The 20,573-nt window shown below is 68.0% G+C and carries 21 protein-coding genes; 6 read left to right on the top strand and 15 right to left on the bottom strand.

The window, feature by feature from the left end; genetic code table 11:
* Positions 1 to 77: 77 nt before the first annotated feature.
* Positions 78 to 479: a superoxide dismutase, Ni gene (gene sodN, locus ACIBQ8_RS39340; protein ID WP_352331376.1), complete on the bottom strand. Its 402-nt coding sequence runs from the start codon at positions 477 to 479 to the stop codon at positions 78 to 80.
* A gap of 89 nt (positions 480 to 568) precedes the next feature.
* On the opposite strand from sodN, the gene ACIBQ8_RS39345 reads away from it, so the two are divergent.
* Positions 569 to 862 (top strand): S24 family peptidase, encoded by a 294-nt coding sequence (locus tag ACIBQ8_RS39345; RefSeq protein WP_352331378.1) that lies wholly within the window; start codon positions 569 to 571, stop codon positions 860 to 862.
* A 16-nt stretch (positions 863 to 878) separates the two neighbouring features.
* Here ACIBQ8_RS39345 and ACIBQ8_RS39350 read toward each other — a convergent pair whose 3' ends face one another.
* From ACIBQ8_RS39350 to ACIBQ8_RS39365, 4 genes are read right to left on the bottom strand one after another with little or no spacing between them, the layout of a single operon-like run.
* On the bottom strand, positions 879 to 1,307 hold the full coding sequence (locus ACIBQ8_RS39350; protein ID WP_397194585.1) for a CGNR zinc finger domain-containing protein: 429 nt from the start codon (positions 1,305 to 1,307) through the stop codon (positions 879 to 881).
* A 55-nt stretch (positions 1,308 to 1,362) separates the two neighbouring features.
* Positions 1,363 to 2,106, bottom strand: coding sequence for an amino acid ABC transporter ATP-binding protein (locus tag ACIBQ8_RS39355; RefSeq protein ID WP_397179805.1), 744 nt, complete (start codon positions 2,104 to 2,106; stop codon positions 1,363 to 1,365).
* Positions 2,103 to 2,930, bottom strand: a complete 828-nt coding sequence (locus ACIBQ8_RS39360; RefSeq protein ID WP_397179804.1) for an amino acid ABC transporter permease — start codon at positions 2,928 to 2,930, stop codon at positions 2,103 to 2,105. The genes ACIBQ8_RS39355 and ACIBQ8_RS39360 overlap by 4 nt, the downstream gene beginning before the upstream one ends.
* 3 nt (positions 2,931 to 2,933) lie before the next feature.
* On the bottom strand, positions 2,934 to 3,791 hold the full coding sequence (locus tag ACIBQ8_RS39365; protein WP_364391396.1) for an ABC transporter substrate-binding protein: 858 nt from the start codon (positions 3,789 to 3,791) through the stop codon (positions 2,934 to 2,936).
* Between the two features lie 263 nt (positions 3,792 to 4,054).
* Between ACIBQ8_RS39365 and ACIBQ8_RS39370 the strand changes: the two genes are divergently transcribed.
* Positions 4,055 to 5,263: an NADP-dependent malic enzyme gene (locus ACIBQ8_RS39370; protein ID WP_397194586.1), complete on the top strand. Its 1,209-nt coding sequence runs from the start codon at positions 4,055 to 4,057 to the stop codon at positions 5,261 to 5,263.
* A gap of 277 nt (positions 5,264 to 5,540) precedes the next feature.
* Positions 5,541 to 6,899: a hypothetical protein gene (locus tag ACIBQ8_RS39375; protein ID WP_397179803.1), complete on the top strand. Its 1,359-nt coding sequence runs from the start codon at positions 5,541 to 5,543 to the stop codon at positions 6,897 to 6,899.
* Between the two features lie 168 nt (positions 6,900 to 7,067).
* Here the strand turns inward: ACIBQ8_RS39375 and ACIBQ8_RS39380 are convergent, their stop codons facing one another.
* The 6 genes from ACIBQ8_RS39380 to ACIBQ8_RS39405 all read right to left on the bottom strand — a co-directional run bounded on the left by ACIBQ8_RS39380 (position 7,068) and on the right by ACIBQ8_RS39405 (position 14,519).
* Complete coding sequence (locus ACIBQ8_RS39380; protein WP_397194587.1) at positions 7,068 to 8,612, bottom strand: trypsin-like serine peptidase; 1,545 nt, start codon at positions 8,610 to 8,612, stop codon at positions 7,068 to 7,070.
* 180 nt (positions 8,613 to 8,792) lie between these two features.
* Positions 8,793 to 10,418, bottom strand: coding sequence for a hypothetical protein (locus ACIBQ8_RS39385; protein WP_397194588.1), 1,626 nt, complete (start codon positions 10,416 to 10,418; stop codon positions 8,793 to 8,795).
* A 438-nt stretch (positions 10,419 to 10,856) separates the two neighbouring features.
* Positions 10,857 to 12,473 (bottom strand): trypsin-like serine peptidase, encoded by a 1,617-nt coding sequence (locus ACIBQ8_RS39390; protein WP_397194589.1) that lies wholly within the window; start codon positions 12,471 to 12,473, stop codon positions 10,857 to 10,859.
* Between the two features lie 496 nt (positions 12,474 to 12,969).
* The gene (locus ACIBQ8_RS39395; RefSeq protein ID WP_397194590.1) at positions 12,970 to 13,764 is read right to left on the bottom strand and encodes an inositol monophosphatase family protein; all 795 of its coding nucleotides are present in this window, start codon (positions 13,762 to 13,764) and stop codon (positions 12,970 to 12,972) included.
* A gap of 24 nt (positions 13,765 to 13,788) precedes the next feature.
* Positions 13,789 to 14,214 carry a hypothetical protein gene (locus ACIBQ8_RS39400; protein ID WP_397194591.1) on the bottom strand — a complete coding sequence of 142 codons (426 nt, stop codon included), beginning with the start codon at positions 14,212 to 14,214 and terminating at the stop codon, positions 13,789 to 13,791.
* Positions 14,215 to 14,303: 89 nt separating this feature from the next.
* Positions 14,304 to 14,519: a DUF397 domain-containing protein gene (locus tag ACIBQ8_RS39405; RefSeq protein WP_397179797.1), complete on the bottom strand. Its 216-nt coding sequence runs from the start codon at positions 14,517 to 14,519 to the stop codon at positions 14,304 to 14,306.
* 150 nt (positions 14,520 to 14,669) lie between these two features.
* Here ACIBQ8_RS39405 and ACIBQ8_RS39410 point away from each other — a divergent pair, with 150 nt between their 5' ends.
* Complete coding sequence (locus ACIBQ8_RS39410; protein ID WP_397194592.1) at positions 14,670 to 14,921, top strand: GntR family transcriptional regulator; 252 nt, start codon at positions 14,670 to 14,672, stop codon at positions 14,919 to 14,921.
* Between the two features lie 405 nt (positions 14,922 to 15,326).
* A complete protein-coding gene (locus tag ACIBQ8_RS39415) occupies positions 15,327 to 15,707 on the top strand; it encodes a hypothetical protein (protein ID WP_397194593.1) in 381 nt (126 codons plus the stop codon).
* A gap of 89 nt (positions 15,708 to 15,796) precedes the next feature.
* Here the strand turns inward: ACIBQ8_RS39415 and ACIBQ8_RS39420 are convergent, their stop codons facing one another.
* The 3 genes from ACIBQ8_RS39420 to ACIBQ8_RS39430 form a co-directional block, all read right to left on the bottom strand.
* On the bottom strand, positions 15,797 to 15,991 hold the full coding sequence (locus ACIBQ8_RS39420) for a hypothetical protein (protein WP_397179794.1): 195 nt from the start codon (positions 15,989 to 15,991) through the stop codon (positions 15,797 to 15,799).
* Positions 15,992 to 16,168: 177 nt separating this feature from the next.
* Positions 16,169 to 17,329 carry a hypothetical protein gene (locus ACIBQ8_RS39425; protein ID WP_352352326.1) on the bottom strand — a complete coding sequence of 387 codons (1,161 nt, stop codon included), beginning with the start codon at positions 17,327 to 17,329 and terminating at the stop codon, positions 16,169 to 16,171.
* A 198-nt stretch (positions 17,330 to 17,527) separates the two neighbouring features.
* Entirely contained in the window at positions 17,528 to 18,625 is a 1,098-nt protein-coding gene (locus tag ACIBQ8_RS39430; protein ID WP_397179793.1) for a trypsin-like serine peptidase, read from the bottom strand.
* Positions 18,626 to 18,971: 346 nt separating this feature from the next.
* On the opposite strand from ACIBQ8_RS39430, the gene ACIBQ8_RS39435 reads away from it, so the two are divergent.
* Positions 18,972 to 19,214, top strand: coding sequence for an SSI family serine proteinase inhibitor (locus ACIBQ8_RS39435; RefSeq protein ID WP_397179792.1), 243 nt, complete (start codon positions 18,972 to 18,974; stop codon positions 19,212 to 19,214).
* A gap of 89 nt (positions 19,215 to 19,303) precedes the next feature.
* On the opposite strand, the gene ACIBQ8_RS39440 is transcribed toward ACIBQ8_RS39435, so the two are convergent.
* Positions 19,304 to 20,452, bottom strand: a complete 1,149-nt coding sequence (locus tag ACIBQ8_RS39440; protein WP_397194594.1) for a trypsin-like serine peptidase — start codon at positions 20,450 to 20,452, stop codon at positions 19,304 to 19,306.
* Positions 20,453 to 20,573: the final 121 nt, after the last annotated feature.

The following is a 20,573-nucleotide window of genomic DNA, read 5'->3' on the forward strand; positions in this document are numbered from 1 at the left end:
GTCCTTGGCGGATTCAGACTCGCCATCAACGGAAAAGGCTCTGTGCGGTCTGGACCGCACAGAGCCTTTTATGCCGTTTAGGCGGCCTTGGTCTCCCAGAAGATCTTGGAGATCTCGTCGATCTTGGCCAGGAGCTCGTCGGCCTTGCCGCCGTCGACGGTGCCCTTGGCGGCCGCGGCGCCGGCCAGCTTGGTGGCCTCCCAGAAGAGCTGGTGCAGCTGGGGGTACTGCTCCAGGTGCGGCGGCTTGAAGTAGTCGGTCCAGAGCACCCACAGGTGGTGCTTGACCAGCTCGGCCCGCTGCTCCTTGATGATGAGCGCGCGGGTGCGGAAGACCGGGTCGTCGCTGGCCTCGTACTTCTCCATGATCGCCTTGACCGACTCGGCCTCGATCCGGGCCTGGGCGGGGTCGTAGACCCCACAGGGCAGGTCGCAGTGGGCGGAAGCGACATGCTTGGGTCGTAGCAGTCGTGCGAGCATCAGAAAGTCCTTCCTTGATGCTGAATCAGCTTGGTCCACAACCGACCTTACTCGGGTCCCAACGCCTGTGGAGTAGGGGGTCTCTGCCCATGAGAGTGCGTGTCGAGGGCGATTCGATGCGTCCGGCGCTGGTCCCCGGCGACTGGCTCCTGGTCCGCCGGGGAGCCGCCGTCCATCCGGGTGACCTCGTCGTGGCCCGGCTGCCCGGCGACCCCGATCAGCTCATCGTGAAACGCGCCCAGTGGCACGGCGAGGGCGGCTGGTGGCTGGAGAGCGACAACCAGCGCGCCGGCGGCCGCCGCGACAGCTGGGACTTCGGGCCGGTCGAGGAGATCGTCGGGCGCGTCGTGCTGCGTTACTGGCCGCTGGTACGCCGCAGATGACCACGTCGACGCCCCCTCAGCCCTCCTGGGCGCTCCTGCGGCGCCGGTAGGCCGCCACGTTGGCGCGCGTGGCGCAGCGGGGGGAGCAGTAGCGGCGGGAGCGGTTGGAGGAGGTGTCGAGGAAGGCGCGGGCGCAGCGCGGCTCGTGGCAGCGGCCCAGCCGGTCGGGGCCCACCTCGGCGACGACGGCCGCCAGGCCCATCACCGCGCTGGCGGCGGAGTCCTCGGCCAGGTGGAGGTGCCAGCCCTGGCCGTCGTGGTCCGACAGCCGCGGGTGCACCGGATAGCGCACGAGCAGGGCGTTGAGGCGCTCGGCGACGGCGTGCGCGTCGCCCGCGACGTCGAACACGGCGGCCAGCTCGGCGCGCAGGGCGGTGAGCTCAGGGGGAGGGGCGGGATCGTTGATCAGGCGGACCGCCCACTCTGCGTAAGAGGTCAGGTCCATGCCGGAGTATTACACGAGTCGCCGGGCCCCCGGCGCCTCCGGGGGCCCGCACGGCTCACTCCTCCGGGTGCAGCACCCGGTGCAGGAACGCGCGGGTGCGCTCCTGCTGCGGATCGCCGATCACCTGGGCGGGCTCGCCGTCCTCGACGACGACGCCGCCGTCCATGAAGACCACCCGGTCGGCCACCTGGCGGGCGAAGCCCATCTCGTGGGTGACCACGAGCATGGTCATGCCCTCCTCGGCCAGCTTGCGCATGACCGTGAGCACGTCGCCGACCAGCTCCGGGTCGAGCGCGGAGGTGGGCTCGTCGAACAGCATCAGGTCGGGGTTCATGGCCAGCGCCCTGGCGATGGCCACCCGCTGCTGCTGCCCGCCGGAGAGCTGGGTGGGGTAGGAGTCGCACTTGGCGCCGACGCCCACCTTCTCCAGGTTCTCCCGGGCCACGACCTCGGCCTCCCGCCTGCCGCGCTTCAGCACGCGCTGCTGGGCGATCATGACGTTCTGCAGCGCGGTCATGTGCGGGAACAGGTTGAACTGCTGGAAGACCATCCCGATGCGGCGTCGTACGGCGTCGATGTCCACGTCGGGGTCGGTCACCTCCACGCCCTGCACGAACACCTTGCCCTTGGTGGGCTCCTCCAGCAGGTTCACGCAGCGCAGCAGCGTGGACTTGCCCGAGCCGGACGGCCCGATGACGCACACCACCTGGCCCGGCTCGACCGTCATGTCGATGCCCTTGAGCACTTCGTTCCTGCCGAAGTACTTGTGCAGCTCTCGTAGCTCGATGGCGTGCGTCATTGGCTCCTCCGCTTACGCCCCTCAAGCCGGGACGCGAGGTAGCCCAGCGGGATCGTGACGATCAGGTACGTCACGCCGGCGACCATGATGGGCGTGGCGTTGGCGTACTGGGAGGCCAGGTCGTTGCCGAACTTGGCCAGCTCGACGTACTCGCCGGAGACGCCCAGGAACAGCACCAGCGACGAGTCCTTGAGCAGGGACACGAACTGGTTGGTGGTCGGCGGGATGACCATGCGGATGGCCTGCGGGATGACCACCGTCACCTGCGCCCTGGTCGCGGACATGCCGAGCGACCTGGCGGCCTCCGTCTGGCCCTTGGGGACCGCCTGCAGGCCCGCCCGGAAGACCTCCGCCTGGTAGGCGGCGCCGACCAGGCCGAGGCCCAGGATGCCCTGTCCGTACGTGCCGAACGGCACCTCGAACCCGGGCAGCGCCAGCGGCAGGAAGGTGATCATCAGGAAGATGAGCAGCGCCGGCAGGCCGCGGAAGATCTCGATGTAGATGGTCGCGATCCACCGGTACGGCCGCACCTGCGACAACCGCATGAGCGCGAGCAGCAGCCCGAGCACGAACGAGAAGACGAAACCGCCCACCGTGTAGATGATCGTGTTGCGCAGCGCGATCGTGAACAGGTCGGGCAGGGCCTGCTTGGCCACGTCGACCTTGGCGAAGTTCTGGGCGAGGCTGGCCCAGTCGGCGTACAGGACGACAGCGACGAGCGCGGCGGCCAGCACGACGTACTGGACGGCCCGCGTGATCCGCTGTTTCTTCCGAGGGCTGAGCCCGGTACGGCCGGGCTCAGCGATCTTCGGCTGGTCGGCCATGGATCAGCCCAGCTCGCCGGGCTTCTTGCCGAACCACTTCACGTAGATCTTCTCGTAGTTGCCGTCCTGCTTGGCCTTGGTGATCTCTTCGTTGATCGTCTTGAGCAGGGTCGGGTCGGCGCCCTTCTTCAGGCCGATGCCGTACTGCTCGCCGGTGTCCAGGCTGGCGATCAGCTCGAACTTCTCGGCGATCTCGGGCTTCTTCAGCCAGGTCAGCACCACGGGAAGGTCCTGGACGATCACGTCGGCCTGCCCGGCCTGCAGGGCCAGCAGCTCCTTGGCCGAGTCGGCGTACTCGGTGGGGTTGAAGCCCTGCTTCTTGACGTAGTCGAGGCCCGTCGTGCTGGCCTGCGCGCCCAGCTTGAGGTTCTTGGCCTTGACGTCCTCAAGGGACTTGGCGCCCGAGCCCTTCTTGGCCAGCAGCGCCTGGGTGGCGTCGAAGTAGGGCTCGGAGAAGTCGATGTTCTGCTTGCGCTCGTCGGTGATCGTCATGCCGGCGGCGGCCACGTCGCACTTGCCCGCGGCCATGGCGGCGCCACTCTTGATCACCGCGAAGTCGATGTCCACGATGTTCTGGGTCACGCCGAGCTTCTTGGCGGCGAGGTCGACGATGTCCACGTCGAACCCGACGATCTTGCCGCTGTCGTCCTTGAACTGGAACGGCTCGTACGGGATGTTCGTGCAGACCGTGAGCTTGCCGGGCTGGACGAGCTTCACGCCGCCGGCCGCGGAGGCGCTCGCGCCGGTCGTGCTGCCGGAGGAGCCTCCGGTGTCGCTGCCACAGGCGCTGAGGGCGAGAGCGGCGGTCAGGGCGAGCGCGCCGACAGCGTAGCCACGGCGGCCCTTGGGGCTGAGGGCCATGTACGGCCTCCTCGAAAGAGTTATGCCACGTAACTTGCGTTTTGTGCAGTTTAAATGGGGTTTAGCTGCGGTCCGTCATCCCGCGTTTAACAATGCGTCAACGGAACGGCGTCGGCTCCGACACCATCGACCATCTCACCATGTGGCACTATGGGGAGACGGGTGACCCCCGTAACCCCTCAGAGACGACCGACGAGGGGGAGCTTGGCAGCTACCGAAGCCAGCCCACTCGCGCTCGTACGCCGAAGGTCTCTTCCGCTCCGATGAATACAGGGGTCGCTGTGTCTGCCACGCCCGCTTCTGCTTCCGTCGAACCGCTCGACCTCGATCCGGCCTTCGCGCTCCACCGCGGGGGCAAGCTGGAGGTCCGCTCGACCATTCCCGTCCGCGACGCCGACGACCTGTCGCTCGCCTACACGCCCGGCGTCGCCCGGGTCTGCACCGCCATCGCCGAGACGCCTTCGCTGGTCAACGACTACACCTGGGTCTCCAACGTGGTCGCCGTCGTCACCGACGGCACCGCCGTGCTCGGCCTGGGCGACATCGGGCCGTCGGCCGCCATGCCGGTCATGGAGGGCAAGGCGCTGCTGTTCAAGGAGTTCGGCAACGTCGACGCCGTCCCGATCTGCCTCGACTGCACCGACGTCGACGCGCTCGTCGAGACCGTCGTGCGCCTCGCGCCGTCGTTCGGCGGCGTCAACCTGGAGGACATCAGCGCCCCGCGCTGCTTCGAGGTCGAGGACCGGCTGCGCGACCTGCTCGACATCCCCGTCTTCCACGACGACCAGCACGGCACCGCCATCGTCGCCCTGGCCGCCCTGCGCAACGCCGCCCGCCTGACCGGCCGCGCGCTCGGCGACCTGCGGGCCGTCGTGGCCGGCGCGGGCGCGTCCGGCGTCGCCGTCACCCGCATCCTGCTGGGCGCCGGCATCGGCGACATCGCGGTCGCCGACTCCAAGGGCATGATCTACGAGGGCCGCGAAGGGCTCAACCCGGTCAAGGAGGCCCTGGCCCGCGAGACCAACCGGGCCGGCCACACCGGCTCCACCGAGGAGGCCCTGGCCGGCGCCGACGTCTTCCTCGGGCTGTCCGGCTCGACCGTCTCCGAGGCGGCCATCGCGTCCATGGCGCCCGAGGCCATCGTCTTCGCGCTGTCCAACCCCACCCCGGAGGTCCATCCCGAGGTGGCCGCCAGGCACGCCCGGGTGGTCGCCACCGGGCGCTCCGACTTCCCCAACCAGATCAACAACGTCCTGGCCTTCCCGGGGGTCTTCCGCGGCGCCCTCGACGTGCGGGCCACGACGATCACCGAGAACATGAAGGTGGCCGCCGCCGAGGCGCTGGCCGCCGTCGTCGGCGACGACCTCTCGGCCACGTACGTCATCCCGAGCCCGTTCGACCGGCGGGTGGCCCCCGCGGTGACCGCCGCCGTGGCCGCCCAGGCCCGCGCCGACGGCGTCGCGCGCGCCTGATCCACCGTCACGAGCGGGGGCCGGTCGGCCCCCGCTCGCTCGTTCTCCCGCTTCCGCCCAGGTCAGCGGGCATTGCGGTTTCCCGCCCGCCGCATGGGTAGGTGAGTTCCCCGTCCAGGTGAGCCGGATCCAGATCCTGAGCCCGAGCAGGACTGGCGAAGGGATTGCGATGGAGTTCGCGTGACCTTTGGGAACTGTCGAAAACCCTTTACGCAACGTGCTATAAAAATAGCTCTCTGTAAGGATGTGGGCGCCGACTCCTGTGACGAGGAGAGCGATGGAACGCGAGCCTAACCGACTGCTCCAGCAGCTCATCGCGGAGGCGGGTTTCTCCCACAAGGGATTGGCCAGGCGCCTCAACGACCTGGGAGCCGCGCGCGGCACCCCGGGTCTGAAGTACGACCACAGCTCTGTGCTGCGGTGGATCGGGGGTCAGAAGCCACGGGATCCCGTCCCGTGCCTGCTCACGGAGATATTCGCGCTGCGGCTCGGCCGCCCGGTGAGCTCGGAGGACCTGGGCATGCCGACCAACGTCACGCCCCTCGATCTCGGTCAGGAGTTCACCCACACGTGGCAGGAGGGGGTCGCGACCGTGACGGCGTTGTGGCGGGCCGACGTGGAGAGGCGGAGGTTTCTGATCGACTCCACCTTCGCGATCGGCGCAGGATCCGTCGGAGCCATCCGCTGGCTGACGGCGCCTCCAGAAGGGCGTCCCAGCGGCACCGGGGCGCGCCGGGTGGGCAGGGCCGACATCGCCGCGATCCACGAGGTGACCCGGTCCTTCGGCGAGCTCGACAACCGCTTCGGCAGCGGCCGGGTGCGCTCGTCCGTCGTGAAGTACCTCGACACCGCCGTCTCCCCCCTGCTGAAAGACGGCAGCTACGGGGAGTCCACCGGCAAGCAACTGGCCGTCGCGGCCGCCGAGCTGACCCGCCTGGCCGGCTGGATGGCCTACGACATGGAGCAGCACGGCCTGGCCCAGCGCTACCTCATCCAGGCCCTCCGCCTGGCCAGGGGCGCCGACGACCACACCCTGGGCGGCGAGATCCTGGCCGGCATGGCCCACCAGGCGATCTACATGGGCCAGCCGGCCCACGCCCTCGACCTGGCCAGGGCCGCCCAGCTCGCGGCCCGGCGGGCCGGCGTCCAGACCCTGCTGGCCTCCGCGCAGGTCCTGGAGGCCCACGCGCACGCGGGCCTCGGCGACCCCAGGTCCTGCGGGGCCTCCCTGCACCAGGCCGAGCTGGCCTTCGACGCCCGCAGGCCCACCGAGGAGCCGCGCTGGCTCAGCTACTTCGACGAGGCCTACCTGTCGGCCAAGTTCGCCCACTGCTTCCGCGACCTGGGGGAGGGCGAGCGCACGGTGCGGCTGGCGCGGCGCTCCCTTGACATGGACACCCGGTACGTGCGGGGGCGGATGTTCAACCTGTCCCTGCTGGCGGCCGGGCTGCTGGAGAGCGGCGAGCTGGAGGAGGCCTGCCAGGCCGCGGGCAACGCGCTGGCGCTGGCGGGGGAGCTGCAGTCGGCGCGGTCCCGGTCGTACGCGGCAGACCTGCGGCGGCGGTTGGAGCCGTACAAGAACGAGCGGGCCGTGATGGCGTTGCGGGAGCGTACGCGCGAGCTCACGTCCGTGTGACGGCTCCGGGACCGGTTCCGGGGTGGCTTCCGGGGCCGGTTTCCGGGTGGTTTGCGGGTGGTTTCCGAGGCCGGTCTCCGGGCGGTTTGCGGGACCGGTTCTGGGGTGGCTTTTCTGGCGGGTGGAGCCCCGGGCCGCCGCTTCGGCGGGCCCGGGGCTTCGGCGTCGTCAGTTGAGCAGTTCGCCGTTCGGGCCGACGATGCTCTTGGTCTCGGCGTAGTTGGCCTTGTTGTAGACGTCGGCCACCTCGCCGTCGAAGTAGGCGGAGCTGACGAAGTCGATCCGGTCGTTGCCGTCCTGGTCGTGGAACATGCTCGTCACGCCGTTGACGTAACCGGTGCGCTTGCCGTTGTCGTACTTCATGAGCCAGGGGCCGCCGTCGGCGCCGGGGGTCATGGAGCACTTGAGCACCTGGTGCTCCTCGACCCGGAAGGTGTTGACCTGGTACGTCTTGGTGCCGGTCGTGCCGGAGCACCACTTGGGGGTCACGCCGGTGTAGGGCTTGTCGCCGTCGGGGTGGGGGGCGGCGGGGTAGCCGAAGACGGTGACCTTCTGGCCGCGCGGCTGGTTCCACGCGAACCCCTGCCCGCCGACGACGTCCCCGAGCCGACCCATGTCCTTGGCCATGCCGATGAAGTAGTGGTCGCGGAAGTAGCGGACCGTCTTGCTCTCCTTGACCCACTGCTTGAGGTAGTAGTGGGTCTCGTACCAGGCGATCTCGTTGCCGTTCTTGTCCTTGACCGCCTCGATCCAGCCGAGCACCTTGCCCTCGGCCTTCTCGGCCGCCAGCTTCTTGTACGCCTCCTGGCTGATGGCGGTAGGGCCGACCTGCTCGTACTGTTCCCCACTCTTGTTGGCTTCGGTGCTCTTGGGCGCGGCCTCGTACACCGTCTTGGTGACTTCGACCTTGGTCAGGGTCTTGGCGCCGGTGTAGTCGTGGCCGACCTTCTCCGGCGTGAGATCGAACTCCTTCGACCAGTACGGCCCGTCGGGCCCGTACTTCGCGAAGAGCGGCTCGAACTCCTCCTTCTTGATCTCCTCATGATCGACCCACTTGTCTCCGGCCCACTTGGAGAAGTCCTCCTTGTTGACTTCCTTACGCCCGGCGAGTGAAAAGCCGTTGTGGACCGCGACGAAGGCGAAGTCGCCGTCATAGTCGTCGTAGGTGTCGAGGTCGTACGCCGTGAAGGCGTACGCGCCGACGTAGACGCCCCAAGGAGCCTTGCCCTGGTAGTAGCCGGGCACGAAGATCCACTTGGCGTAGACGTCCTTGCCGGTTTCGTACACGCAGTGGCCGGCGGTCGCCACGAGGTTGCGGTGGCGGGCCTGGATGGAGGTGGCCGAGCACCAGCGGTAGCGGCCCGCGTGGTCGACGAAGAACACCTTGCCGATGGTCTTGGGCAGGTTGACGTTCTTGCTGGCTGTGGGCTTCGGCGTGCCGGTGGGAGCGGTCAGGCCGGGCTTGCCGTCGGGGGCGCCGTCCTTGCTCTGCGTGGCGACCAGCTTGGAGACGTTCTTGGCGTCCCAGTAGTACTGCGTCGCCTTGCGCAGGGCCGCGCCGTTCGCGCCCAGCCAGAACTTGGCGGTGCTGTACGCGTCGGCGGGCTTGGGCATCAGGTTGTCGCTGACCCAGTCGGGGGCGGCGCTGGACGGCTGGGCAAGGAGTGCGGCGCTCAAGCCGGCGGCGGCGAGGGGGATGAGCAGGCGCTTCAAGGGAGGCTCCACGAAGTTGTCAAGAAGGGCGTCAAAACCCTATCGACCCTCTTGTCGCTCTGGTAAGGGATCGTCTCAGTTTTCGCCAGAAAAGGCCGAAGGGCCCGGCAAATGCCGAGCCCTTCGGGTGAAGCTAGGTTGAGCGGAGGTTTGGACCCTCAGCCCGGATCATTCCGAAGATCAGCTGTCAGCCTTCGGGATGATGCTGCCCGACCACACGTTCGCCGCGGAGGTGTAGACCGAGTTGGTCTCACCGTCGAAGTACGGCGAGGACATGTAGTCCCAGCGGTCGTTGCCGTCCGTGTCGTACAGAACGCTGGTCACGCCGTTGACGTAGCCCATGCGCTTGGCGTTGCTGTACTTGAGGAGCCACGGGGCGCCGTTGTAGCCGCCGGTGACGGCGCACTTCAGCGAGATGTGCTCTTCGATCTTCAGGCTCGGGACCTTGGTGGCCTTCGCACCGGTCTTGCCGTAGCACCACTTCGGCGTGACGCCGGAGTAGGGCTTCGAGCCGTCGGGGTGCTTGGCGTAGGGGTAGCCGAAGGTACGGACGTACTGGCCGGTCTTCTGGTTCCACGCGAAGCCCTGGCCGCCGACGTTGTCGCCGAGGCGACCAGCGTCGGTCACCGTCACGAACGGGTTCTCGACGATGTAGTAGCCGACGATCTTGAAGTACTCGAGCGAGTCAGCCGGGGTCGCGAACCACTGCTTGACGTAGTACTGCTGCTTGTACCAGCCGCCGTTCTCGGCGGTCACCTTGCCGAGGTACTCGCCCTTGGCCTTCTTGGCCACGAGCTCCTTGTACTCCGACTCGGAGATCGCAACCTTGGACAGGTTGACCGGCTTGCCGTCGCCCAGCAGGTCCTTGCAGTTGCTGATGGTGAGGCACTTCTCACCGTTCAGCTGCGCGGGGGAGCCGTTCGCTGCCTTGTTGTAGTCGAACTCGGTAACCTCGATGCCGCCGAGGGCCTTGACCTCGCCAGCGGCGGGGGTGTAGTCCTTGGCAACCTTCTTGGTCGCGCCCTTGACGGTCTTGGTCGTGAAGGGACCCTCGGGACCGTACTTCGCCACACCGGCGTCGTACTCGTCCTTCGTGATCTTCTCGAGCTTGACGTCCTTGTCGCCCTTGTAAGCCTCGAACTCGGCCTTGTCGACCTGCTTGACCGACGGGCCGGTGCCCTTGAGGTTCACACCGTTGTAGACGGTGACGAACGCGTAGTCGCGGTCGAAGTCCTCGTAGTTCGAGAAGTCGTAGTGCGTGAAGGCCTGCTTGCCGACGTAGATGCCCCACGGGGCCTTGCCCTGGTAGTAACCCGGGACGAACACCCAGCGGGAGACGACCTCGTCGTTGGCAGCGATGTCGTAGACGCAGTGACCGGCAGTCGCGACCAGGTTGCGGTACTTCGACTGGATCGAGGTGCCGGAGCACCAGTACAGCTTGCCGTCGCGGCCCTCGAAGAACACCTTGCCGATGGACTTCGGCAGGTTCACGTTCTGCGACTTGACCGTGGTGGTCTTCTCGGCGCCGATCGGCGGGGTGGAGCCGGGCTTGCCGTCAGCGACGTACCCGCCCTTCTGCACGATCTTCTTGACGTCCTTGTTGTCCCAGTAGTAGGCCGTGGCCTGCTTCAGGGCAGCGTTGTCGGACTTCATCCAGAAGTTGAGGACCTCAGCGGCCTTCTGCTCGCTGGCAGCGAGAGCGGCGGCGTCGACGTCCGGGTCGGCCTGGGCGGCACCGGCGAGGCCGGCAGCCAGCAGACCGGTGGCCAGCAGGGCGCCACCGGCGGGGAGGAGGATGCGCTTCAAGGTAACTCCTTGCGCTGTCGTGGAACGCCTCTTGCGTCCCATGCGTCAGTAAAGGGATAGCCAGGAACATACAGTGTCGATCTTGAAGTCGGGTAGCCGCTTTGAGAGGAAAAGATGCGACAAGCCGGGCGTTATCGTTCTGTGATGTTTAGGTCCCTGTTGCGTAGGAGTCAGCAGAAGTCGGGCTTAAGGCTGTTTGCCCTGATCAACATAAAGAGCGTGTGAGTGGTGCTGGCGGACCCGGCCGCCGCCCTTGATCCGACGCGCTCGGACGGTGTGACGCAGATCACATTGGCTTGATGGCACCAATTCGGCTCCGCGTGCGTCCAAACGCCTTCACATTCCGGCCCGGAAAGGCCGAAGGGCCCGGCGGATGCCGAGCCCTTCGGGTGCTGACGGTTCGCACGAACGGTCAAGACCGGTCGTGGGAAGCCGTCATTAGACGATCTTGCCGGACCAAACGTTGGCAGCGGCCTTGTAGACGACGTTCGTCTCACCGTCGAAGTACGGCGAGGAGATGTAGTCCACGCGGTTGTTGCCGTCCTGGTCGTTGAAGGTGCTGGTGACACCGTTCACGTAACCGAGGCGCTTGGAGTTGCTGTAGTTGAGGAGCCAAGGACCACCGTCGGCGCCCTCGGTCATGGCGCACTTCAGCGCCACGTGCTCCTCGATCTTCTTGGCGGCCGAACCGACCAGCTTCTTGGTGGTCTTGCCGTAGCACCACTTCGGCGTGATGCCGGTGTAGTTCTTGTGGCCGTCGGGGTGCGGCGCGGCCGGGTAGCCGAACACGCGGACGTACTTGCCGGTGGGCTGGTTCCAGGCGAAGCCCTGACCGCCGACGTTGTCGCCGAGGCGACCGGCGTCCTTGACCGCGACCGAGGGGCCCTCGACGACGAAGTAGCCGATGACCTTGTAGTACTTGATCTGGTCAGCGTCGGTCTTGACCCACTGCTTGACCCAGTACTGGGTCTTGTACCAGCCGCCGTTCTTGGCCTCGACCTTGCCGAGGAACTCGCCCTTGGCCTTCTTGGCGACGAGCTCCTTGTACTCGGCCTCGGAGATCGCCACGGTCACGCCACTCTGACCCTTGGCCTTCGTCGGGTCGGAGAGCGAGATCTGGCAGATCGTCGGGCACTGCTCGCCATTGGCCAGAGCGTTGGTGCCCTTGGGGGCCTTGTTGTAGTCGTACTCGGTGACCTCGCGACCCGTGAGGATCTTGGTCTCGCCCGCGGCAGGCTTGTAGTCCTGGCCGACGTTGCTGACGCTGCCCTTGACGACGTCGAAGGCGAAGGGGCCCTCGGGACCGTACTTGGCCACGCCGGCCTCGTACTCGTCCTTCGAGATCTCCTCGACCTTTACCTTCTTCTCGCCCTTGTAGGCCTCGTACTCGCTCTTGTCGACCTGCTTGAGGGCCGGGCCGCTACCGGTGAGCGAGACGCCGTTGTACACGGTCACGAACGCGTAGTCGCGGTCGTAGTCCTCGTACACGTCGAAGTCGTAGTGGGTGAAGGCCTGCTTGCCCACGTAGATGCCCCACGGAGCCTTGCCCTGGTAGTAACCGGGGACGAAGACCCACTTGGACATGACGTCGGCGTTGGCGCCGGTGTCGTAGACGCAGTGGCCGGCCGTGGCGACCAGGTTGCGGTACTTCGACTGGAGCGAGGTGGCGGAGCACCACTTCTTCTCGCCCTTGCCGTTGACGAAGAACACCTTGCCGATGGTCTTCGGCATGTTGACGTTCTGCGTCTTGGCGGTGGTCTTCTTCTCCTCACCAATCGGGGCAGTGGTGCCCGGCTTGGTGTCGGCGCTGTAGCCGCCCTTGCTCTGCAGCTTGGCGACGTCCGCCTTGTCCCAGACGTTGGACTCGGTGGCGGCCCGGAGGGCGGCACCGTTGTTCTCGGCCCAGAACTGGGCGATCGCCTTCGCGTTGGCCGCGCTCGCCGCCATCGCGTCGGTGGAGATGTCGCTGTCGGCCGAGGCCGTACCGGCGAGGCCGGCGGCCAGGAGGCCGGTAGCCAGGATGGCGCCACCGGCGGGGATGAGGATGCGCTTCAAGGGAACTGCTCCTTGGTCTGTCGTGGGTCGCAACATGCGTCCCATGCGTCAGTAAAGGGATAGCAAGGAACATAGCCAGTGATCTCCGCAGGTGAAAGCCGTTCTGAGGGGATCGGTAAGGGGCGTTTCCCCCGTTACCGTGCTGTTATCTGTCAGAGGCTTTGTCGTGACGTTACCGGAAGGTGATGTTTTCGCTGGCCCTGGAGGGGATTTGGCGGTCGGGACGAAAGTTCCGTTAGCGGGCGGTTGCGCTGTGTGATCGAATGAATGTGACCCAGATCACAGGAACCGTTTTGGAGCCCCATCCGTCTAACTCGGCCTGCCACTCACAGGTGATCTTCAGGTTCGTGTCAGGATCCCTCAGAATTCGACAATCTGCCCGATTCTGTGGGTGGCTTCGGCGCAACCTGCCCTGCGTGCTATATGGCTGTTTGGGGTATTTGTCGTTTTTGGGCATGGCGAAGCGAGGGGCGGCGGCAGCCGCGACCCGGGAGCGTCAGGGGAGAAGGATGGTGCGCACCGTCCGCCAGGAGGCTGCGTCGGCTGCGTTCAGCAGGCCCGGCTTGGGGACGGACGGGCTGTACGGGGTGGCGTCGAGGTGGCGGGCGGCGCCGCCGGCCTCCGTCAGCAGCAGGACGCCCGGCGCGTGGTCCCAGGGGAGCGTCCGGTGGAACAGCAGGAAGTCCTGGTCGCCGTTCAGAAGGCGGGGATAGTCGACGCCGGCGCACTTCGTCCCCGGGGTGAGGGCGGCGAAGCGGGGTTCGGCCGCCACCACGTGGGCCTTGGCGTGGTCGTCCAGGAAACGGGTGAGGACGGCGCCGCGCAGCCGGGCGGGGTCGGCGGGAGGCGCGGCGCGGTGCACGGGGATGCCGTTCCGCCAGGCGCCGGAGCCGAGCTCGGCGACGTAGACGTCGTCCTCGGCCGGCCGCACGATCCAGGACGCCACCGTCTGGCCCGACCGGACCAGGGCGGCCATCACCGCGTACTCGGGGCGGCCCGCGACGAAGTTGGCCGTGCCGTCCAGGGGGTCGACCAGCCAGGCGGTGGGGGCGTCGTGCAGGGCGGACAGCAGTGCTGGGTCGGCGGAGGCCGCCTCCTCGCCGACGACGGGGGCGTCCAGGAGGTCGCGGAGGCGGCGGCTGATCAGCTCCTCGGCCTCGCGGTCGGCCACGGTGACCACTTCGCCCGGCGCCTTCTCCGAGACGTCCCCGGCGGCGAGGGCGCGGAACCGGGGGAGGATCGCGATCTCGGCGGTCTCGCGGAGGATGTCGGTCACCGCGTCGATCAGCATGGGTCTCACCCTAGACATCGGGTGCTATGGGGCTGAATGCGGCCTTCGTCCGTTGGGGCGGTTGATCGGGCATGGATGGGAGACGTGCCGGTTCGGGCAGCAGATCACGCCGGTCGTCAGGAACCGGCCGCTCTGGAGCCATTCGCCCCACTGCACGTCGACGCCTCGGGGGAGCAGGTCGAGGGCTGTCGCCAGTCGTTCCCCGAGAGGGATCCCCTCGGGCGGTCGGAGCTGGTCGCGCGTCTTGCCGTACTCGGCCGCCAGCCACCTGGTCGCCGGCTCGGGGGTCTCGAACGTGGCCGCGATGCGCGTCGCCGGCTTGGCCAGCCAGTCGCCCGTACGCATCGGGGGGAGCGGCGAGGCGGGGAACTCGGGGGAGCCGGGGCGGCGTTCGGCCTCTCTTGCGCGCTCGGCGCCGTTGCCGGTCCACAGGTAGGCGTGCCAGTGCATGGTGCTCCCCTGTGGACGGCGGCGCCGCCCCTGCTCGTTTCGGTCCTGGGGCCTTGATTTCGGGCAGGGGCCGGCTGTGGCGGGCTCGGCTAGATGGTGGCGATTCCGGCGGCGCGCAGTTCGGTGCCGGTGAAGCGGAGCGTCCCGGCGTCGGGGTTCTTGGAGTCGCGGAGCGCGTAGGCGTCGTCGATGCCGGGGATCTGGGCGATCAGGACGCAGGTCTCCACGTGCTCGCCCTGTGGGCCGTCGCCGCGGAGCTGGGTGAAGGGCACGTCATCGAGGCTGCCGCCGTACAGGTCTGTCATGAGTGCTTCCTTTCGTCTCGTCAGCGGCCCGCGGGGGGGATCGCCGGGAAGATACAAGCACTAGACATGATAGGACCTCTCCATACCTTGAACGAGGTAGTCATTTGTCCTCGTAGGTTCTGCGTCCCTTAGCTTTTTTCTATGGCCTTGGTGGACAAAAGCGATCGCATCGACCATGTCGGGCCGAACCTGGTGTGGCGGCAGGTGGCGGAGGACGTCGAGAACGACATCGCCTCCGGCCTGCTGGCTCCCGGCGCCAAGCTGCCCGCCGAGCTGGAGCTGGCGAGCCAGTACGGCGTCTCCCGGGTGACGGTCCGCCGCGCGGTCAAGGATCTGGCGGAGTGCGGCCTGCTGGTCGTCGTCCACGGGCGGGGGACGTTCGTGTCGCGCGGTTCCGCGTGAGGGCTGGCGCGGGAGATCGCCACGGGGGGCGCATGCAGCCCCGGACGTCGGCGAGCTGACGATCGCGTTCGAGCGCACCAGCGCGTCGAAGTGTCCGGTCAGCTTCGACGTGGACGGGTACTTCCAGGGGCTGCTCGCCGGGCGAGCAGACGATCCAGTACCGCCTCGTCGGCGCAGGGGAGTGGAAGACGCTCGTCGTGCCGGCCAAGCGGCTGATCGTCCACCGGGCGTTGCTGGAGACCGTCACGTGGGAGTCGGCGCCGGAGCCGGGTGAGTACTCGGTGCAGATCGAGCTCAACCAGGCCGACGGCCTGCGGTCCAACGTCCTGTACTACTTCAGGTGCAACACCCCGCCGGCGGGGGAGACGTTCGGCGAGGCCGCCGGGGCCGTCGCCCGTACGGCCAGTGGGGGCCCGATGGCCGAGCTGGCGGCCGACGCGCAGCCTGGCCATCGACGTCCAGCCCATGACCGGCGGTCAGCTCAAGGCTCTGCTGGCCACGCCCAATCCGGCAGGCTGGGTGCTGACCCCGTCCGCCGGGCTGCGCTACACCCTCGGCGGCGGGAAGGTCATGTCGATGACGCTCGACGGGGCGCCGGTGAGCGCCACGCAGGAGATCAAGGTCGCGGGCGCCTGGAGCCTCATCGCGGGCTTCGACGGCTGGCCGCGCTGGGAGGGGGCGACCACGTACACCGGCGGGCCGGACGACACCGGGGCGCTGGCGAGCTACCTGGCCGCTCATTCGCCGGTGACGGCGCCGGCGGGCGACCGCGTCACCGTCCGCTAGTCAGCGGGCCGGCCGTGCGCCCGTCGTGGTCACCGGCTGCGGACGCGGGGACGGCGTGGTCACCGGCTGCGGACGCGGGGACGGCGTGGTCACCAGCTGCGGACGCGGGGGCGGCGGCGCATGCGTTCCAGCATCGCCTCGTTGAAGGCCGCGGACACGGACGCGAACTCGCCGTTCTCGACGGCTCGGTCGACGTACGCCTTGACGTGGGGGTCGAGGGTGATGGTGACCTCCGGGGCCGTCGTGGCGGGAGCGGTCGCGGGCTCGTCCTGGTCCTCGGTCATACCGACATCTTGCGCCACAAGGGCTGGCGAATCACGCCCCGAAACGCTGCGGTTTCGACAGACGGCACCAGGGCCGTGGCCACGGCTTCGCGGCGGAGCAGGTGGGGACAGGCGGGGACAGGTGAGGGCCCCGGCGGCAAGGAGCAACGCCGGGGCCCTCTCTCCCCTGGTGAGGGCTTACTTGTAGAGCTCTCCGTTAGGCCCCACGATCTTCCCCGACGGGAAGTTGGTGGCCGCCTTGTACACGGCCGCCGTCTCGCCGTCGAAGTACGGCGAGGTGATGTAGTCGATGCGGTCGTTGCCGTCCTGGTCCGCGAAGGTGCTGGTGACACCGTTCACGTAGCCGAGGCGCTTGGCGTTGCTGTAGTTCAGCAGCCACGGCCCGCCGTCGTAGCCGGGGGTGACGGCGCACTTCAGGCCGACGTGCTCCTCGATCTTGAGCCAGGACGCGCCCACGGTCTTGGCCGTCGTCTTGCCGTAGCAGTGCTTCGGCGTGACGCCGCTGTACGGCTTGTTGCCGTCGGGGTGCGGGGCCGCCGGGTAGCCGAAGGTGCGGACGAACTTGCCCGTCGGCTGGTTCCAGGCGAAGCCCTGGCCGCCCACGGCGTCGCCGAGCCGGCCGGCGTCCTTGGACAGCAGGATGTAGTAGTGGCCGCCCCAGGCGCGCTTCGGGCCGCTGAAGCGCTCGAAGTCCTTGCGGTCCACCTGCTTCACGCCGTCGAACTGGATGCCGTTGTAGACGGTGACGAACGCGTAGTCGCGGTCGTAGTCCTCGTAGTTGTCGAAGTCGTAGTGGGTGAAGGCCTGCTTGCCCACGTAGATGCCCCAGGGGGCCTTGCCCTGGTAGTAGCCCGGGACGAAGACCCAGTTGGACAGCGTGTCGCTGTTGCTGTCCGTGTCGTACACGCAGTGGCCGGCGGTGGCGACCAGGTTGCGGTTGCCCGACTGGATGGAGGTGGCCGAGCACCAGCGGAACTTGCCGGAGCCGTCGACGAAGAAGACCTTGCCGATGCTCTTGGGCAGGTTCACGTTCTGGGACGCGCCGGCCTTCTGGGCGCCGGTCGGCGCGGTCATGCCGGGACGGCCGTCGGGGTCGTAGCCGCCCTTGGAGACGACCTTCCGCACTTCCTTGGAGTCCCAGGTGTACTGCGTGGCCTGGCGGAGGGCGGCGCCGTTGGAGGCGATCCAGAAGGAGGCGATCGAGGCGGCCTGGGAGTTGCTGCCGGCCATCGGGTCGTTGGAGACACCGCCGTCGGCCTGGGCGGTGGCGGAGAGCCCGGCGGCCAGAAGGCCGGTCGCCACGACCGCGCCGCCGACGGGGAGGAGGATTCGCTTCAAGGTAACTCCAAGTTGCGCTGAGAGGAGGCGCCTCTTGCACCCCGAAATTCAGCAAACGGACGACCCGGAACCTATACCGCTGACTGGGCGAATGGAAATTTTCGGTAGATCGTGTCAGCGCTCCCAGGCGTCCCCGTTACCGTACCGAGATCAATGGATCGGCTGATCACGTCCCGTGATCACCTGGTTGCATGTGACTTACGTCACATTTGACGGCGTGGTGAGCGCGGCGGCGCGTCGGTAGACCTCCGCGGTGGTCGTGTCGAAGTACGGCGACGACACCGCGTCGTAGGCGCCCTTGGCGTCCACGTTCCAGGTCAGGCTGTTGACGCCGTTCAGCTCGCCGAGCCCGCGGGCCGCGTCGTAGTCCACCAGCCAGGGGCCGCCGCTGGCGCCGGGGCTGAAGGCGCACGGCTGGAGCCGGACGCCCTTCTGCAGGTCGAGCGCGGGAGCCACGGTCCAGTACGTGACGCTGCCCTGGCAGGACCGCAGCGTCTTGCCGTCGAAGGGACGGGTGCCGTCGGGCTGCACGCCGGCCGGGAAGCCGAACGCCGTCATGGTGGCGGCCGCCGGCTTCCTGTTGATCTCCAGTCCCTGGCCGCCCACGTTGTCCTGGAGCCGGCCGACGTCCTTCATCGTGTACGTGCCGTCCTTGGCCTGCTCCCAGACGAATCCGCGGTGCACGGTGACGAACGCGTAGTCGAAGTCGTAGTCGCCCTTGCCGGACCAGTCCTCGTGCATGCTGAGCGCGGCGCCCACGTAGATGCCGTCGGGCGTCTCGCCGTTGGGGCCGGGGTTGGGGACGAAGATCCAGTACTCGGCGGCCTTGGCCTGGCGGGAGTCGTACGCGCAGTGGCCGGCCGTGGCCACGACGCTGCGGTTCCGTGAGGCGACCGCGCTGGCCGAGCACCAGTACTGCTTGGCGCCGAACTTGAAGAAGACCTTGCCCATGGTCTTGCCGGCGCCGCCCCGCTTGGGCGGCACGGGCGCCATGCCCTGCGTCGCGGACGTCCGCCGCGCCGTGGTCACGGGCGAGGCGGGCCCGGAGACGGCGCCGGCCGAGGACGTCGGGGCGGCCTGCGCGCCCGGCGTGGCGGGGCTGTAGCTGTCGGCCTGCTTGAGCTGGTCGGGACGCCAGTAGTCGGCGACCTTCTTCATGTCGGCGGCGGTCCTGGCCAGCGTGACGCCGAAGACCCGGCTCGCCGGCGCGGCGTTCGCGATCCCCGTGAAGGCAGGCAGCAACAGCAGCGCGCCGCCCAGGGCGGCCGCCGCCAGTTGCCTGGCCCGGGAGATCATGAAATGCCTTTCTTAGGGTCGTAAGGGTGGATTTTTCCAGATCAACTGCCTGTATTGCAGCCCGGATAGAGATTCGTTACCTGATCAAGAGTGCACCGTGTGCGATAAGGACACCATCAGCCGATCCCTCCCGATACGCGTAAATGATCACGCGTGTCGGTCGTTGCCGCAGGTCAGAGGGCTGATAGAGGCTGCGCCTATGCACCGAATTCTCTGTGTCGCCGCGCTTTCCTGCGCCGCATTCGCCGCCGCTCCAGTGGCGAACGCCACGACCGGACCGCCCGATGTCCGGACGTCGCACAAGGACCAAAGGCTTTTCCGGATCAGCGTCGGAGATCGGCAGGGCGTGCTGGAGTGCACCCCCGGCCGGGTCGCGCCGGGGCAGGTCGCGGCCTGTTCCGCTCTCGAACAGGTGGGCGGGAACCCGGCCCGTCTGAGCGGCCGTACGGGGGTCTCCTGCACCGCCGACTACGAGCCGGTGGACGTACGGGCGGACGGCGTCTGGGACGGCGACCACTACCGCTACTCGCAGACCTTCCCCAACGCCTGCGCCCTCGCCGTCGCCACGGGCCCGGTCTTCCGCGTCTGAAGGACGGTCTGACCGGAACGGGGCTCACCGGGACGGGAAGGCCCCGGATCCCGCCGAGGAGGATCCGGGGCCTGGACTGCCGGGCCGGATCACGGCATGTCGCCGGTCCAGCGGTTGGCGGCGGCCTTGTAGACGTCGTAGGTGTCGGTGTTGAAGTACGGCGACGAGATGTGGTCGTAGCGGTCGTTGCCGTCGGTGTCCCACGCGACGCTGTTCACGCCCACCAGGTAGCCGGTGCGCGAGGAGTTCCGGTAGTCGTAGATGAACGGGCCGCCGCTGGCGCCGGCGGTGAAGGAGCACCTGAAGCCGATCTGCTCCTGCAGGTCGTACCTCCTGGCCTCGGGCATCGGAGCCGTCCTGCCGTAGCACCACTTCATGGTCCGGCCGGTGTACGGCTTGTCGCCGTCGGGGTGCCCGCCGGCCGGGTAGCCGAAGGAGAACACGTTCAGCTTCGTGCTGCGGTTCCAGGTGAAGCCCTGGCCGCCGACGTTGTCACCGAGGCGGCCGGCGTTCCTGACGGTCCAGTGCCACCGGTTGCCGGTCCTCTCCCACCTCACCTTGATGCCGTTGTAGACGTTGACGAACGCGTAGTCGAAGTCGTAGTCCTCCTTCACCACGAAGTCGTCGTGCGCGTTGAACGTCTTGGCGGCGTAGATGCCGTACGGCGCCTTGCCCTCCCACACGTTGTCGCCGTCCCAGTACGACGGGATGAAGATCCAGTTGTCGTAGAAGGTGTTCTGCCGGGTGTCGTAGACGCAGTGGGCGGAGGTCGCCACCAGGTTGCGGTACTTGCCCTGGACGGAGCTGGCCGAGCAGTACCGCCAGTTCTTCGGGTTGCGCGGATCGGTCCTGGGCAGCGTGAAGAACACCCGGCCGACCGTGTTGGGCAGGTTGACCTGCCTGCTCTTGCCGGCCTTGGCCTTCTCCCCGCCGATCGGCGGGACCGATCCTGGCGGCCCGTCGGGCGTCTGGTCGCCGCCCCTGCCGACCCTGCCGACCTTGCCGCCCTTGACGCCCCTGGACGACACGTCGAGCGCGCCGTCGTAGTCGGTGGCGAGCCTGATGCGGTCGGGCGTCCAGAACTGCACGGCCTGCTCGGCGGGGGTCGCCGCGTTCCTGGACACGACGTCGGGGGCCGAGGCCGCCTCCGCCGCGGCGCCGGTGGCCGGGCCGGCGGCCAGAGCGGCGGCCACCAGCGCGGTGAGGGGGATCGCGATGCGCCTTGCTCGGGAAAACATGGAACTCCTCTCGGTTCTCGGCGGCCCAGAGCGGGGTGCTGCGCCCCGGTGGGCCAGGAAAACGTTGAGAACGCTAATGAATGGCGCAACCCGTCAGCCAGAAAGCGACGCGAAAAGGTCG

Source organism: Nonomuraea sp. NPDC049646 (assembly GCF_044465525.1).
Taxonomy (GTDB): Bacteria; Actinomycetota; Actinomycetes; order Streptosporangiales; family Streptosporangiaceae; genus Nonomuraea.

Excerpts from the sequence above, each read along its gene's own strand:
- ACIBQ8_RS39405 (WP_397179797.1), bottom strand. The coding sequence starts at position 14,519 with ATGACAGACCTGTACGGCGGCAGCCTCGATGACGTGCCCTTCACCCAG.
- ACIBQ8_RS39355 (WP_397179805.1), bottom strand. The coding sequence starts at position 2,106 with ATGACGCACGCCATCGAGCTACGAGAGCTGCACAAGTACTTCGGCAGG.
- ACIBQ8_RS39395 (WP_397194590.1), bottom strand. The coding sequence starts at position 13,764 with ATGCTGATCGACGCGGTGACCGACATCCTCCGCGAGACCGCCGAGATC.
- ACIBQ8_RS39350 (WP_397194585.1), bottom strand. The coding sequence starts at position 1,307 with ATGGACCTGACCTCTTACGCAGAGTGGGCGGTCCGCCTGATCAACGAT.
- ACIBQ8_RS39375 (WP_397179803.1), top strand. The coding sequence starts at position 5,541 with ATGGAACGCGAGCCTAACCGACTGCTCCAGCAGCTCATCGCGGAGGCG.
- ACIBQ8_RS39400 (WP_397194591.1), bottom strand. The coding sequence starts at position 14,214 with ATGCACTGGCACGCCTACCTGTGGACCGGCAACGGCGCCGAGCGCGCA.
- ACIBQ8_RS39345 (WP_352331378.1), top strand. The coding sequence starts at position 569 with ATGAGAGTGCGTGTCGAGGGCGATTCGATGCGTCCGGCGCTGGTCCCC.
- ACIBQ8_RS39440 (WP_397194594.1), bottom strand. The coding sequence starts at position 20,452 with ATGTTTTCCCGAGCAAGGCGCATCGCGATCCCCCTCACCGCGCTGGTG.
- sodN (WP_352331376.1), bottom strand. The coding sequence starts at position 479 with ATGCTCGCACGACTGCTACGACCCAAGCATGTCGCTTCCGCCCACTGC.
- ACIBQ8_RS39360 (WP_397179804.1), bottom strand. The coding sequence starts at position 2,930 with ATGGCCGACCAGCCGAAGATCGCTGAGCCCGGCCGTACCGGGCTCAGC.
- ACIBQ8_RS39365 (WP_364391396.1), bottom strand. The coding sequence starts at position 3,791 with ATGGCCCTCAGCCCCAAGGGCCGCCGTGGCTACGCTGTCGGCGCGCTC.
- ACIBQ8_RS39430 (WP_397179793.1), bottom strand. The coding sequence starts at position 18,625 with ATGATCTCCCGGGCCAGGCAACTGGCGGCGGCCGCCCTGGGCGGCGCG.
- ACIBQ8_RS39420 (WP_397179794.1), bottom strand. The coding sequence starts at position 15,991 with ATGACCGAGGACCAGGACGAGCCCGCGACCGCTCCCGCCACGACGGCC.
- ACIBQ8_RS39370 (WP_397194586.1), top strand. The coding sequence starts at position 4,055 with ATGAATACAGGGGTCGCTGTGTCTGCCACGCCCGCTTCTGCTTCCGTC.